This window comes from Collinsella sp. AF04-24 (assembly GCF_003465685.1).
GTDB classification, from domain to species: domain Bacteria; phylum Actinomycetota; class Coriobacteriia; order Coriobacteriales; family Coriobacteriaceae; genus Collinsella; species Collinsella aerofaciens_AP.
Genome location: NZ_QSBK01000011.1, coordinates 25,972 through 39,661 on the forward strand (window position 1 = coordinate 25,972; position 13,690 = coordinate 39,661).

General features: G+C 60.2%; 10 protein-coding genes and 1 tRNA gene. 5 read left to right on the forward strand and 6 right to left on the reverse strand.

What is annotated here, in order from left to right; translation table 11 throughout:
- Nucleotides 1–132: 132 nt before the first annotated feature.
- A complete protein-coding gene (locus tag DWV32_RS05690) occupies nt 133–1,110 on the reverse strand; it encodes an L-lactate dehydrogenase (protein ID WP_117757537.1) in 978 nt (325 codons plus the stop codon).
- Nucleotides 1,111–1,321: 211 nt separating this feature from the next.
- On the opposite strand from DWV32_RS05690, the gene metA reads away from it, so the two are divergent.
- Both metA and DWV32_RS10130 read left to right on the forward strand, forming a co-directional pair.
- On the forward strand, nt 1,322–2,248 hold the full coding sequence (gene metA, locus DWV32_RS05695; RefSeq protein ID WP_117629029.1) for a homoserine O-succinyltransferase: 927 nt from the start codon (nt 1,322–1,324) through the stop codon (nt 2,246–2,248).
- Nucleotides 2,249–2,708: 460 nt separating this feature from the next.
- On the forward strand, nt 2,709–3,671 hold the full coding sequence (locus DWV32_RS10130) for a hypothetical protein (protein WP_147346216.1): 963 nt from the start codon (nt 2,709–2,711) through the stop codon (nt 3,669–3,671).
- Nucleotides 3,672–3,889: 218 nt separating this feature from the next.
- On the opposite strand, the gene DWV32_RS05705 is transcribed toward DWV32_RS10130, so the two are convergent.
- A complete protein-coding gene (locus DWV32_RS05705) occupies nt 3,890–4,486 on the reverse strand; it encodes a 5-formyltetrahydrofolate cyclo-ligase (RefSeq protein WP_055250581.1) in 597 nt (198 codons plus the stop codon).
- A gap of 123 nt (nt 4,487–4,609) precedes the next feature.
- Entirely contained in the window at nt 4,610–7,648 is a 3,039-nt protein-coding gene (locus DWV32_RS05710) for an insulinase family protein (protein ID WP_117757538.1), read from the reverse strand.
- Nucleotides 7,649–8,192: 544 nt separating this feature from the next.
- Between DWV32_RS05710 and DWV32_RS05715 the strand changes: the two genes are divergently transcribed.
- Nucleotides 8,193–9,659 carry an ATP-binding protein gene (locus tag DWV32_RS05715; protein ID WP_117757539.1) on the forward strand — a complete coding sequence of 489 codons (1,467 nt, stop codon included), beginning with the start codon at nt 8,193–8,195 and terminating at the stop codon, nt 9,657–9,659.
- A gap of 100 nt (nt 9,660–9,759) precedes the next feature.
- Here the strand turns inward: DWV32_RS05715 and DWV32_RS05720 are convergent, their stop codons facing one another.
- A complete protein-coding gene (locus DWV32_RS05720; protein WP_089572732.1) occupies nt 9,760–10,251 on the reverse strand; it encodes a hypothetical protein in 492 nt (163 codons plus the stop codon).
- Between the two features lie 11 nt (nt 10,252–10,262).
- Between DWV32_RS05720 and DWV32_RS05725 the strand changes: the two genes are divergently transcribed.
- Nucleotides 10,263–10,832 carry a hypothetical protein gene (locus DWV32_RS05725; RefSeq protein WP_089572729.1) on the forward strand — a complete coding sequence of 190 codons (570 nt, stop codon included), beginning with the start codon at nt 10,263–10,265 and terminating at the stop codon, nt 10,830–10,832.
- A gap of 319 nt (nt 10,833–11,151) precedes the next feature.
- Here DWV32_RS05725 and DWV32_RS05735 read toward each other — a convergent pair whose 3' ends face one another.
- Both DWV32_RS05735 and DWV32_RS05740 read right to left on the reverse strand, forming a co-directional pair.
- The gene (locus tag DWV32_RS05735) at nt 11,152–11,838 is read right to left on the reverse strand and encodes a DUF5710 domain-containing protein (protein ID WP_089572725.1); all 687 of its coding nucleotides are present in this window, start codon (nt 11,836–11,838) and stop codon (nt 11,152–11,154) included.
- A 335-nt stretch (nt 11,839–12,173) separates the two neighbouring features.
- Nucleotides 12,174–12,248: transfer RNA gene (locus tag DWV32_RS05740), tRNA-Val, on the reverse strand.
- Nucleotides 12,249–12,537: 289 nt separating this feature from the next.
- Between DWV32_RS05740 and DWV32_RS05745 the strand changes: the two genes are divergently transcribed.
- Nucleotides 12,538–13,560 (forward strand): DMT family transporter, encoded by a 1,023-nt coding sequence (locus tag DWV32_RS05745; RefSeq protein WP_187361828.1) that lies wholly within the window; start codon nt 12,538–12,540, stop codon nt 13,558–13,560.
- Nucleotides 13,561–13,690: the final 130 nt, after the last annotated feature.

Sequence of the window (13,690 nt, forward strand, 5' to 3'; positions counted from 1 at the left end):
TACCGGGAAAAGTATTCACCTTCGATTCGCAAGCGAACAGCGTGCGTAAAAAGCGGGCCGCGCCGGTGGGTTTCCGGCGTGGCCCGCTTTGCATGGCATCCGTATGAGCGAGGTGTCGCGGCAAGCGGCGGACTACTTCGCGTCGTAGGCCTCGGCGTCCCACCAGTCGAGTTGGGCGATGTTGTCGCGGATGTGCTGGCAGCTCTTGTGGAAGCCCTCGAGCTCGTACTCGGACAGGTCGAGCGTGTAGACCTCCTCGACGCCCTCGGCACCGATCACGCACGGCAGGGAGGTAAAGATGCCCTCCTCGCCATACTGGCCGGTCATAAGCGTGGAGGCCGAAAGCACGGCGTGCTCGTTGTGCAGCACGGCGGCGCAGACGCGTGCGGCGGAGTTGGCGACGGCGTACTCGGTGCACTGCTTGCCCTGGTAGGTTACGTAGCCGCCCTTGCGTGCGAGCTCCTCGATCTCCATGTGGTCGAAGGCATACTTGTCGGGGTTCTCGGCCTGAAGTTCGTTAAGGCTCTTGCCGGCGATGGTTGCGGCCTTAAAGGCGGCCAGCTGGCTAAAGCCGTGCTCGCCGATCATGTAGGCGTCGATAGACTTGGGGCTCACACCGACCTTCTTGGAGATCTCGGTGCGCAGGCGGGCGGAGTCCAGGCCGCAGCCCGAGCCGATGATCTTCTTGGGATCGTAGCCGGTCAGGTGCCACAGCTCGGTGCACACGACGTCGCAGGGGTTGGAGATGCTCACGAAGATGCCGTCAAAGCCGGCGTCGACGATGCGCTTGGCAAAGGTGCGGGCGGCGTCGGTGGTAAAGAACAGCTCGCCGTCGCGGTTGCCAGCGGCCAGCGCAACCTTGCCGGCGGCGTTGACGATGACGTCGCAGCAGGCAAGCTCCTCGTAGTGGTCGTAGCAGTTGACGATCTTGGTGTTGTACGGGACAAACGAAAGGGAGTCGCGTAGGTCCTGGACCTCGGACGTCACCTTGGCCTCGTTGATATCGCACAGGTACAGCTCATCGGCAATGCCTTGCATAAGCAGGCTGTTGGCGACATGTGCTCCTACGTGGCCCTGGCCGACCACACCGATCTTACGCGTCTGGTACATATATGTATCCTTTCGGCCGAGTTTCTCGCATCGAACCATTGTAGCGTCCTGCTGTCACTTTGCTAAGCTAAAGCGAAGTAGATTTTTGGGACATGCTTTAATCTCTACTTTTGGAGTGATTTGGGCCGCTGGCGACATCGCCGGGCGATGTGCTCGCGCGGATGGGGCCGCTCGTTGTACCATAGCTGCAACTGACTCGTAAGGAGCATCCATGCCCATTCGCATCCCCGACGCCCTCCCTGCCGCCGCGCAGCTCGAGAGCGAGAACATCTTTGTCATGACCGAGTACCGCGCGCTGCACCAGGACATCCGTCCGCTGCGTGTGCTCATCCTCAACCTCATGCCCACCAAGATCGCCACCGAGACGCAGATTATGCGCAAACTCTCCAACACGCCGTTGCAGGTGGAGGTGGACCTGCTGCGCACCAAGACGCACGAGGCCACGCACGTGAGCGCCGGCCACCTGGAGACGTTCTACCGCACGTTCGACGACATCCGCGACATCCACTACGACGGCCTGATCATCACGGGCGCGCCGGTGGAGCAGATGCCGTTCGAGGAGGTCGACTACTGGCCCGAGCTCTGCCAGATCATGGATTGGTCCACCACGCACGTGCACTCCACGCTGCACATTTGTTGGGGCGCGCAGGCGGGGCTCTACCATCATTACGGTATCCAGAAGTACGACCTGCCGGCAAAGGCGAGCGGCGTATTTGAGCATTATCTGGTGAAGCCGCAAAGCCCGCTGGTCCGCGGCTTTGACGACCGCTTCTATGCCGTGCATTCGCGCAACACCGATGTGCGCCGCGAGGACGTGGAGGCCGAGCCGCAGCTTGAAGTCGTGGCCGTGTCCGACGAGGTAGGCCTGTATATCGTCAAGTCGACCGACAGCCGCCGCTTTTTTGTCTTTGGCCATCCCGAGTACGATACCGACACGCTGCGCCTGGAGTACGAGCGCGACGTGAAGCGCGGGCTCAACCCTCAGGTGCCGGCGCATTACTTCCCGGGCGACGATCCCACCGCCGAGCCGCGCAACGTCTGGCGCAGCCAGGCTCAGCTGCTCTACACCAACTGGCTCAACTACTACGTCTACCAGACCACGCCCTACGACCTGGCTCGCGCCGGCGAAGAGCACTAGGCCGCTGTCGTGGCTGTGGCTGCGGCGGTTACCGTGGCCGCTACGCGACGAGCGTGGATAATCGGACACACGAGCGTGGATAATCGGATGCATGTTGAATGAGCGTGGATAATCTCCCACTTTTGGTCGAGGAACAGGCCCAAAGTGGGAGATTTTCCACGCTCGATTTTTCTGCGGCTGTCGTAGGCGGCAGCACCACGCGTCGAGTGTTTACGGACAGCATCGCAAACTAGGTAGTTTCGAGCCACAGCATATTTTCTTTTAAGGAAATCGACGGCTTTTGAGGCATAAAGATGTGGAGACAGGGACCTCTGGACAACCGCTCTACCTGCAGATATAGAGCATTGGCCTAAAACGTCCAAAACCGTCAAGCATTTGGTCAGCTGCTGGACAGCATTTGGTCAGACTTCGCATGAAACCGTCTGGTACGTTGGCGCCGTTCCAAGAGTTTGGAGGCGACATGGCAAACATGACGGCGAATCAAAGACTTGCAGGTCACATTAAGGCATGCGAACAGCAGATGAGCTGCGTGTACGCGCGAACTGCGGCGGAGGCAAAGCAGATTGAGCGACGGGTGGCGGCGGGAAGTCTAGAGGCGGTCATGCCAGGGCTGTATGCGCGTCCGGAATATTGGTCCGAACTCAAGTTTCGACAGCGTTATCTGCATCGGGTGCGGGCCCTTGCGCAAAAGCATCCCGACTGGACGTTTTGCTCCTATACGGCGGCTGTTATCTATGGCCTTTCGGTTTCGCATGCCAATTTGACGCACATCCATATCGCCGTGGCACCGGCACAATCAACGACGCCGGGCTCTCAGGTCGTTCGCCATCGTTATGTTCGTCAAACACGGGCCACCCAGATGGACATTGCCGTGACCGATATCGATCAAACGATTACGGATTGCCTGGTCGATGCATCGTTTGTCGAGGGACTGATCATTGCGGACTCGGCGCTTCATGAGCAGCTGTTGTCGAAGGAGCATCTCGTTGAGGCAGTCAACAAGCTTGGCTTAAATCGTCGCGGTGTTGTGACGGCGCGCAGGGTTGCACGGTATGCCGATGGCCTGTCGGAAAGCGGTGGCGAGTCCAAGGCGCGCGCCCTGATGATCGAGCGCGGCTGGCAGACGCCGGAGCTGCAAATTGAGCTGTTCGACCCGGTTGAGCCGGGACGGCCGTATCGCGTCGACTACTTGTGGCGCGTGGAAGATCGGCTGATCATCGGGGAATTTGACGGATTCGTTAAAAGCGAGAAGGCAGCGGAGGAGGGCAAGCTCGCAAAGGCGCAGTTTGATGAGCGCCAGCGCGAGTCGAGGCTTTCGCTGCTTGATAACTGCAGGATCGTGCGCTTGTGCTGGGATGATCTGAGGGATCCGGCAAAGCTCGATCGCAAGCTCAAAGTTGCCGGCGTGCCGCGTGCATGTTGAGGCGGTTGCGGGGCGTTAAGCTGCACGAGCGTGGATAATCGGACACACGAGCGCGGAAATCTGGACGCGCGTTGATTGAGCGTGGATTTTCAGACATACGAGCGTGGATTATCGGACGTTTGAATAATGAGCGTGGATAATCTCCCGTTTTTTGCCCCCGAACAGTCCCAAAGTGGGAGTTTTTCCACGCTTATCTTGCGGGTGCGATACAACGACATTTAGGCGCTGACGATGTTGGGCAGCGGCAGGTCGTGGACGTCGGTGGGGACGTGGTCGATGCGCTGTTCGTCAAAGGCGATGCCGACGATTTGACATGCGGGCGAGAGCATGGACAGGTAACGGTCGTAGCAGCCGCCGCCGTAGCCCAGGCGCGCGCCGGTTTGGTCGAAGGCCACGAGCGGCACAACAATCATGTCGAGTGCTTCGGCAGGCACGATGGGGAAGCGGTTGCTGCCGATGTCCGCGGCAGCGAAGGCTCGCGTGGGATGAGTGATAAACGGAGCCGCGGACGCATCGTCGGCGGCAACTGCCCGCATGCACATACGCTGGCCACAAGCTGCGGCTTCGGCTGCCGAGAGCATGCACGGATAGGCTGCGCGCCAGCCGCGCGCGGCGGCCGCAGCGGCAAACGCGGCAGGGTCTGCCTCGGAACCCATCGCGGCATAGACGGCAACGGTGCGCGGCGCCGCGGCATCCAAGCGGCCCAGCAGCTCAACCAGCCGTGCACAGATATCAGCAGACTTCGCTGCCCGCAAGTCCAAATCAAGAGCATCGCGCCGAGCAATCACCGCCCGCCGCAACTCAGCCTTATCCATTCCAGCCCCCTCTCCCAAACCTACCAAAAAGGGACAGGTTTATTTTGGCAGGTTTTATCTGGGCAAATGTCGAAACCACCACAAAGGTGCCTGTCCCCTTTGTGGTGGTTTTGCTTGCTGTGGCTAGCCCAGCAGGTCGACTACGTTGAAGTTGGCGTTGCTCTTGGCGATGACGTCGCGGCCGCCAAAGACGCAGGTGGGCGACTCGGCTGCGATGCGCGTCACGTCGGTGCCGAGCGAGCGCAGCTCACCGGGCGTGGCGGCGAGCATCTGGGCGCGACGCTCCTCGCGCGCATGCGGATCGAGCCCGGCCAGGTAGGTCGTGTTGCGGCGCTTGGTGAGCGCGTACGGCTTCACCGGCGCGTCCATGCCGCTCACGCAGCTCACGATAAAGCCCTCAAAGGCGGCTTCGTCGGGCTCAAAGCTGCCAAGCCATGCACCCGCGCGCGCCACGCGCTCAATCGAGGGATCGATTGCCGGGTCGCGGTAGGTGTAGAACGCCGTCTGGCGCTCGCCGGCTGCGCGGAATCCGCAGCCGTATGCACCGCCCTTCACGCGAATCTCGTTCCACAGGTAATCGTAGGAGAGCGCGTTGGCAGCCACGGCCCAAGCGCCTGTCACGTCAATGCCTAGGCGACGCGGGTCGCACGCGCTTGCCGCAAAGCAGATGTCGCTGGGGATGACAAAAGCCTCGTGGCGATTGCACGGCGTCGGCACCACGAGCGCGTCGCGGCCGGCATCGGCGCCGTCGCCCGCGCCAAGCCCCAGGTTACCCGCGGCATCCCAGTACGCGTCAAAGTCCTCGTCGCTGCCGGTAAAGCTCGCCATGCAGCCATCGGCCACAAAGATGCGGTCTGCCAGCTCGGCAAGCTTGGCGCGCAGGCCGTCCAGGCGCTCGTCAAAGTGCTCGAGCAAATCGCGCAGGAACAGGTAGAAGTCCACGCCCGAGAGCTGCTCACGAACCACGGCCGAAGGCGAGCTGTAGCTCATCGCGCGACCGAGCGCCGCCGAGTGGCCGTTGTTGATAAAGCCCTGCTCAAGCCCAATGCGAATCTGCGTGAGCACGTCGCGCACGCGGTCGGCGTCGGCATCTGCCAAAAGCGTGCTCGACCATACCTCGCGCGGCAGGCTCGCCAGCGCATCGATCTTCTCGGACAGGGCGCCGGCGCTCACCAGCAGGTAGGGGCGCACGCCGTCCACTTCGGGCTGCGTCATGACCTCGGTCGTAAAGCTCAAAAAGCCCAGCTTGCCGGCGAGCAGGTTGTCGAGCTCCTCGGCCGAGTGCTCGCTCGTGGGCAGCTGTTTGAGCAGGCGGCAGAGCAGCGTCACGTAGGGCAGGTCCTCAAACGCGACGCATCCCAGGTCGAAATACTGCATGGCATAGGCCAGGCGGTTGGTGGGGATGTCGTGGCGCAGGCAGGGGATGGGCGTGGTCGTGTCTACGACCAGCGGCGGCTCGGGGCGCGCCTCGCCAATGTCGGACACGCGCAGGCGCGGCAGCGTGGCCTTGGCCTCGGGCGTGTCTTCTGCCTCCTGCGCGGCACGCAGCGCGGCCGTGCGCTCGACCACGTCGGCCAGCTCGGCATCGGTCATGGCATCGCGCTTGGCTGCCAGCTCGGCGGCCTCGGCACCCTCCGAACCCTCGGCGGCGTCCACCGGCACCAGCTCGACCAGTGCCATGTGGTCGTTTTCCAGCACCAGCTCGCGCAGCAGGTCCTCAAAATAGCTGCCGTCCAGCTCGCTACGAAGCTCCTCGTACACCGGGCCGTACTTGAGCGCCAGCGTCGCGGCGTCGTCATCGTAGAGCCAGGTGCTCAGCGCGTCGCACGCAATGGCCACGCCGTCGGCGATACCGTAGTCGCGCTGGCGCAGGTCGTATTCGTTGCTGCTGATAATGGCTTCCAGGCGCTCGCGCGGAACGCCGTGTTCGCACAGGTCGCGGCAGGCGTTCTGGAACACACGACGCAGCTCGCGCGCCACGCCGGGCTGCGCGTTTTGCAGCATGATGAGCTCGTAGGGCTGCAGGCTCTCGGCCGCGGTGTAGCTCACCACGTTGCCGCCCAGGCCGGCGGCCAGAATGGCCTTCTTAACCGGCGCTTCGTTGGAGCCCAGCAGCGTCTCGAACAGGATATCCGCCGCGATCGTACGCTTGCGGTCGAGCGCGCTGCCCAGTACCAGGCCCAGGCCCACCAGGGCGTTCTCGGGCGTGGTGGCCATCTCGACGCGCTTATACTCGCAGGTCGCAGGCGCCTGCACGTCCAGCGGATTGGGCGCCAGCGCGGACGGGTCCTCGCCGGCGGCAACGGCGGCGTCCATGCGACGGCTTGCGGCACTCGACTGCGACAGATAGCGCTCGTCCAAAAAGGCAAGGGCGCGGTCCACATCTAGGTCGCCGTAGAGCGTTATATAAGAGTTGGAAGGATTGTAGTGGCGCGCGTGCGTGTCCAAGAACTGCTCGTAGGTGAGCGCGGGAATCGCGCGCGGGTCACCGCCGCTCTCGTGCGCATAGGCGGTGTCGGGATAGAGCGCGGCGTTGACGGCGTCGTCCAGCACGCTCATGGGGTCGGACAGCGCGCCCTTCATCTCGTTGAACACCACGCCGTTATAGTGCAGCGTGCCCTCGCGCAGGCTCGCGGAGCTGTCGCCGCCTTCGACGTCCTCCGGCAGGTCTAGCTCGTAGTGCCAGCCCTCCTGCTCAAAAATGGTGGGCTTGGTATAGATGGCCGGGTTGAACACCGCGTCCAGGTACACGTCCATCAGGTTGTACAGATCCTGCTCGTTGGTGGTGGCGACGGGGTAGATGGTCTTGTCGGGGTAGGTCATGGCGTTGAGGAACGTCTGCATGGAGCTCTTGATCAGATCGACAAATGGCTCCTTGACGGGGAACTTAGCCGATCCGCACAACACCGAGTGCTCAAGAATATGGAACACGCCGGTGGAATCGGCCGGCGGCGTCTTAAAGCCAATGGCAAAAGCCTTGTTCTCGTCGTCGCACGCCAGGTACAGCAGGCGCGCGCCCGATGCGGCGTGGCGCAGCACGTAGGCGTCCGAGTCGAGCTCGGGCACGGTCTCGCGGCGCTCGACGGCAAAGCCGTGGCAGGTGGTGCCGGGCACCAGCAGTGCGGCGGCAGCGGCGCGCGGGTCGGTTGAGGTGGTGAGCATATGCAGTCTCCTTTGACGCCCCAGCGGGGGCGAATCGAGTCGAATCCCCGAGAGTATACCCATATGGGGCCTTCGACCAATCTGCCGCACGAGCGTGGATTTTCGGACACACGAGCGTGGATTTCCGGACGCATGCCGAATGAGCGTGGATTTTCGGACGAAATCGGCCGCCAAAAGCCCAAAAACCGTCCAAATATCCACTCTCGATATCCGACCGTTCATAATCCACGCTCATCCGCCGCCCGCACAACTCTCATATCTCATTCGTCTCTAATACGAGAGATAACAGATAGATGAGAGATAAATATGAGAGATAACAATGCTGCAAAGAGACGGGCAACCATGGTATTGTCTCAATATAGATTGTTTTACCAGCAACAACATGTTTAAATGAAACAGATGACAGACATCTTATCTTTCATCTCTCACTCATCTCTAATATGAGAGATAACAGAAAGATGAGAGATAATTACGAGAGATAACTGAGAGACGAGGGAAATCTATCCGCGGCATTCTTCGCAGAACCGAGCGAAAGGACGTGCAGATGAACGAAAACGAACTGACCGGTCTGCTCGAGTCTTTAAGGCGCATGGGCTCGGACGATCTTAACGTCGAGGTCAAGGAGAGCGCCACGACACTTTCCCGCGACGTATGGGAAACGGTCAGCGCTTTCGCAAACACCGCCGGCGGCATCATCGTACTCGGAGTGAGCGAGCACGCGGGTTTTGTCCCAGTTACAAACTTTGAGACCGAGAAAGTGCTCAACCAATTCGTGGCGGGCATGGGCGATGCCGGCGGTCGTGGAAAGCTGGCCAATCCGCCCAAATACACCATTGAGCGCGTGGAGCTCCAGGGCACCGTGGTTCTGGTCATCACGATTGAGGAGCTCGACCCGTCGAGCAAGCCTTGCTATGTCATGGAGCGGGGCGCTCAAGGTGGCAGCTACAAACGCATCGATGACAAAGATGTCACGCTTTCGTCGACCGAGGTTTTGGCACTGTCGTCATATGAACGGACGAGTCCTAGCGATCGCGATGCGGTGCCCGGTACGAGTGTGGGCGATCTCGACGAGTCGATGGTCGACCGCACGATAGAGCGTGCCTATTCGCTGACGCCTCGAGCGATGCGCGGTGCGGCGGACAAGAAGACAAAGATGGAGCGTCTGAATTTCCTCGACTTCCAGGGCAATGTTACCAAGGCCGGCCTCCTTGCCGCGGGCGTTTACCCTCAGCAGTTCTATCCCAAGCTCTTCATTGATGTGGCTGTCCACGTGGGAACTCAAAAGGGAGCTGCGGGGCCACTAAGGTTTATGGACCGCACAGTCTGCGAGGGCACCCTGGGCGAGATGATTTCGGATGCCGTCGCAGCTGTCGCCAAAAACCTGCGCCGCATCTCGACCGTCCAAGGCGTCTCGCGTATCGACTCGCTGGAGATCCCCGAGGAGGTCCTGCGCGAGGCAGTCGCCAACGCGGTTATCCACAGGGAATACGGGGATCGGTTCTGTGGGCAATCGATCGCCGTCGACGTCTTTGACGATCGTGTCGAGGTGACGAATCCTGGCGGCCTTTACGGGGGAAAGACTCGAGAGAACTTGTTTGACGGCAGCTCCCGATGCCGTAACGCGACGCTCGTGAAACTCATGTCGATTGTCCCGCTTCCGGATGGCGCAGGTTCGCCGGCTGAGGGCAATGGCTCGGGCATCCCGATGATGATCGATGCCATGCGCGCGCATGGTCTGGCCGAGCCCCTGTTCTGCCCGGGGTTCGATCGGTTCAAGGTCGTACTTTACCGTTCAAAGATCGAGCCGGTCGATCATGGCGGAGGCTTAATTGTGACGGCACTCAAACACTACGGCGAGCTGGGGACGCGTGAGCTGGCAAAACGCACGGGGCTTACAATTTCCCAGGTTAGGTCGCGCGTCAACGCGCTCATTGCTCAAGGCGAGCTTGAGCCCACGGCGCCGTCGACAAGCCGCAACCGCAAATATCGACTGTCAGAGCGCGTGGAATAAATGCGTTAGTGGACGAGGCGACCCAATAATCGACCCTCGATTGGCGCCCACTAAGGTAAAGCGGTTGTTGCCCAGTCGACGGTGATGCTAAAGACTCGGCTTACGCCGGCATGGCCCCGAACCCGTCCATCAGGAACAGCCTGAGAACCAGCTTGATGACATTTCCCGGTTTGACTTCAGCCGTGCCAAAGACGCTGCGCTCGGCGAGCTCGCTGCAGTATGCGTAGATATCGCGGATAAGGTCCGCGCCCGAAAGCGTAAACATGTAGCCTGCGTCCGAAAGCGCATTGGGCGCGGCGGGCAACTTGGCCATGTGACAGAACGTTTGCAGGTCGGGCGCCATAACATTCTGGTAGTCGAGGTGGCCGCTGGCATCCTGCGCGGCAAGCTCCAATTGGCGCACAAAATCCAGCGCCGCCGCTAACACAAAGCTCGGCGTAGGCGCATTGACGTCCTGAGTGGTCGCCACAAGCCTGCCCGCCGCCTGCGTGACAAGCCAGGCGACCTCGCGCTGGCAACGCACGGCCTTGCGCGTAACCGGCTTGATGGACGAAGAAGAAACGCTCCCCTTAGGCGGATTCGAAGCAGCCATAAGACCCTCCCATGAACAATCCGGCCCAACAAGCCCGGATGAAACACTTGCTACATCAGTATACAGGGGAGTGGGGTAGCGGGGTACAAGCGCGCCAGCGGCAAACCGAGAGCATCAACAATGTGCCTCCGCTCTATTTGGACGATGGTACGTGGGTCATTAAGTACTCGGTTCAAGCGCCGGGTACCGTTGGTTTTCGAGACCAGAATTACAACCGTAAAATGCTCAACTGCATGGAATGTGGCGTCCCAGTCGGAGTCATATTTGCAACTGAGGTGGGCTATAAGGTGCTCGGCCTTGCGTTTGTTGAGCGGTTCGAGCCCGAAAACGGATGGTTTGTTCTGCACGGTCCTGTTCATAAAGGCGGACCGGACCCTCGTTTTGCGCCTGACATGAGTTATCTGAAGCACATACCCGTCGATATTGAGTTTGCCGGACAGGGTGCGACCGACGATGAAATTTGGCTTTGGCGGTCTTTTACGATCGTGCTGTTTGATCGGATCGCGTGGCGATGCAATCTCGCGCACGCCTGCCGGTGCATGCTCTTCCTGATTTGTATAGCGAGAGGGGAGCGAGCGTGAGCTGGCGAGGCGATATTGCGATGGGGAAGTACGGAAAACTGCCGTGCGCCCTTATAGACAACAAAATGTTTCCGAGCGTAGAAGTTGATTGCGGGTCGTTTGTCGTCGCCTGTCCTTGCTGCGGCTCGCAAATACCGTGCCTCGACATTCGGTTCATCGATGCGTGCGACAGACTTAGCGACGAAGTGAGAAAACGGACAGGCGTTCATATGCCGGTGTATCAGGAGAAATGCCCTGTTTGTGGCCTCGATATCGTGTATGACGCCGGCGACGAGGGATAGGTGATGCGGAGGAGCTGGCTGTGAAGGCATCTCTGTCCCTATAAATAAACCCCCTCACCGAGCTGCTTGTGGAACTCGGCGTGATGGTCGCGTGCCCAAGTAAAGAGTGCCTGGTCAAAGTCGGTGCGCGTGGCCGGGACGCCAAAGACGCCGGCAACTTCGACGCGCACAAACTCCAGTGCCGGCAGCTTGTTGATGGCAGTGAGGGCAAACGGGGACGAGGGCTCCTCGAACAGATAGCGGCTGCCTTGCAGCGCGTCGCAACTGGTGCACGTGTTGCCGAGCGACGGGGTTTTGAAGGCTCGCGCGCCTACGGGCTTGTAGCCGCAGCGCTTATGAAGGTAGTCGCGGATCTCGCCCGGCGCGCAGCCAAGAGCGGGCACGATGGCGAGTGCGTTGGCGTTGGCCGTGTCGATGGCAATGTGCCCGGCCTTGTTGGGCGCGTGCGCGATGGCGATGCTCTGGTCGTTATCGGTTCGATAGGGAATGCCGAAGGCCGCGACCGAGGTCTCTTTGTGACACTTCCAGCACTCGCGCTTGCCCAGTACTAGATATATATACGGCGCTGAGGGGTCGGATCGGTCAACACCGGGCAGCCACTCGGCAAAGGGCTCGGGGTTGACGCCGCTGGGTACATACCAGATCTTCTTGGTCCGGTCCCATTTGGCGCCCAGTGCTTTGGCTTCTTCTTTGTGCGAAAAGGGGACATCGAGCTCGGTGCGCATGGCGGCTCCTTGGTGCTGCGGGTGCAAGTGGCTCAAGGATACCGCAGGGCGCAGACATCGCGGCGTTTTGCTGAGAAGTTGCGGTGCGGACTGATTGGTTATGCCGATGGATAGATTGGTAAGTAGATGGTCGGCTTTTGGCCAGTTGGGCGGTTGGAGCAGCTTGTGGCGCAGTTTTGTGTCTGGCTATTGTTGGTGTTGGGGTATTGAATTTGTTTGGCAGCCATTTGTCAGGTGAATTGGTGTTACGTTGCGATGACGGTTGGAGCTGCCAGTGGATTTGGCGACATAAAACAAAACAGCCCAGAGGACATAGCCTCTGAGCTGCGAACATTTGGTGGGCGTTAGAAGATTTGAACTTCTGACCTCTTCCGTGTCAGGGAAGCGCTCTCCCCCTGAGCTAAACGCCCGATCAAGGGTGCGCAAGCGCGCAAGGGATAATATAACGGAGCCTGAACTCGGTGGCAAGAACATTTTTAAAAATCGCTTACATTGTGGAATTCGGGGGCTTTGTCATATCCATTTCAAAAGAGCCCGCTGCCGCGATTTGACTGTCGCATAATGCAAGGCCATTGCGGTATCGAGCTATGGAAAGACGTCTGCGGAATTGTCCTACCGATAAGCGGACAAGCCTTCGGCTGGTGCCTTCGCCGTGGTAAGGTAAGCCGAATTGTTTCCAGGCTGCTTCGAGGGAATGGAATGAGCAAAGAGCGTGTCGAGCAGGTCGAAGGCGCAGGGGCTTCGGTGCCGATGACCGATATATCGAACATTGATGTGCCCGAGGGCACCGATGAGCTCAGCCGTAGCACCCGCCGCGCTTGGCGCGAGCGCCTGAACAGCGCTTCGACGCGCAAGATGATCACGGGCGTCTTGGCTACGCTGGTGGGCGGTTCGTTTTGGGGCTTCTCGGGCACCAGCGCGAGCTTTCTGTTCGATACCTACCACGTCGACACCTTGTGGCTTATGAGCGTGCGTCAGATTCTCGCCGGTCTACTCTTTATGGCCGTGGTTGTTACGCGCGACCGCGAGCGCCTGATTAAGCTCTGGACCACACCCGCCGATCGCAAGCAGCTGCTGCTCTTTACCGCCTTTGGTCTGCTGTTCAACCAGTTTTGCTATCTTTCGGCCGTGCGCCTGACGAACGCCGGAACCGCGACGGTGCTCCAGTGCCTGCAGCTCGTTATCGTCATGGGCTACACCTGCGTGACCGATCGCCGCATGCCTCGCGTGCGTGAGGCCGTTGGCATTGGGTTGGCCCTGGGCGGCACCTTTTTAATCGCTACCGGCGGCGACCCTACCAGTCTGAGCATATCGCCGCTTGGCCTGGTCGCAGGCCTTATGTGTGCGGTCAGCGCCACGTGTATGGCGGTGATTCCCGCCAAGATCCTGCCCGAATACGGCAGCCCCATCGTCACGGGCTCGGCAATGCTCACGGCGGGCGTGGTCTCGTGCGTCTTCGTGCAGCCTTGGGCGCATATGCCGGCACTCGACGCTGCCGGCGTCGAGGCGCTCGCGGTATTCGTGGTTATCGGCTCGTTTTTTGCTTACATGCTCTATATGCAGGGCGTTAAGGACATCGGCTCGGTGCGTGCGAGCCTCATCGGAACTGTGGAGCCGGTTTCGGCGACCATCACCAGCGCCGTTATGCTGGGCACGGTGTTTTTGCCGACCGACCTTATCGGCTTTGCCATGATCATCGTGATGATGTTCCTCACGGTGTAGCTGGCGCCGCCGCCAAGACAGAAAAGGTGTTGTGCCGCATTTTCGCCAATTGACGTCCGTGTCTGGAGTTTAGCTGTCGATGCTCAAAATGCCATAAACTAGTAATGTTATGGATTTTTTCATTGCGACT

What these genes read in the sequence shown, in the direction of transcription:
- DWV32_RS05725 (WP_089572729.1), top strand. Translation starts at nt 10,263, where the DNA reads ATGAACAATCCGGCCCAACAAGCCCGGATGAAACACTTGCTACATCAG.
- DWV32_RS05735 (WP_089572725.1), bottom strand. Translation starts at nt 11,838, where the DNA reads ATGCGCACCGAGCTCGATGTCCCCTTTTCGCACAAAGAAGAAGCCAAA.
- DWV32_RS05745 (WP_187361828.1), top strand. Translation starts at nt 12,538, where the DNA reads ATGAGCAAAGAGCGTGTCGAGCAGGTCGAAGGCGCAGGGGCTTCGGTG.
- metA (WP_117629029.1), top strand. Translation starts at nt 1,322, where the DNA reads ATGCCCATTCGCATCCCCGACGCCCTCCCTGCCGCCGCGCAGCTCGAG.
- DWV32_RS05715 (WP_117757539.1), top strand. Translation starts at nt 8,193, where the DNA reads ATGAACGAAAACGAACTGACCGGTCTGCTCGAGTCTTTAAGGCGCATG.
- DWV32_RS05690 (WP_117757537.1), bottom strand. Translation starts at nt 1,110, where the DNA reads ATGTACCAGACGCGTAAGATCGGTGTGGTCGGCCAGGGCCACGTAGGA.
- DWV32_RS05720 (WP_089572732.1), bottom strand. Translation starts at nt 10,251, where the DNA reads ATGGCTGCTTCGAATCCGCCTAAGGGGAGCGTTTCTTCTTCGTCCATC.
- DWV32_RS05705 (WP_055250581.1), bottom strand. Translation starts at nt 4,486, where the DNA reads ATGGATAAGGCTGAGTTGCGGCGGGCGGTGATTGCTCGGCGCGATGCT.
- DWV32_RS10130 (WP_147346216.1), top strand. Translation starts at nt 2,709, where the DNA reads ATGGCAAACATGACGGCGAATCAAAGACTTGCAGGTCACATTAAGGCA.
- DWV32_RS05710 (WP_117757538.1), bottom strand. Translation starts at nt 7,648, where the DNA reads ATGCTCACCACCTCAACCGACCCGCGCGCCGCTGCCGCCGCACTGCTG.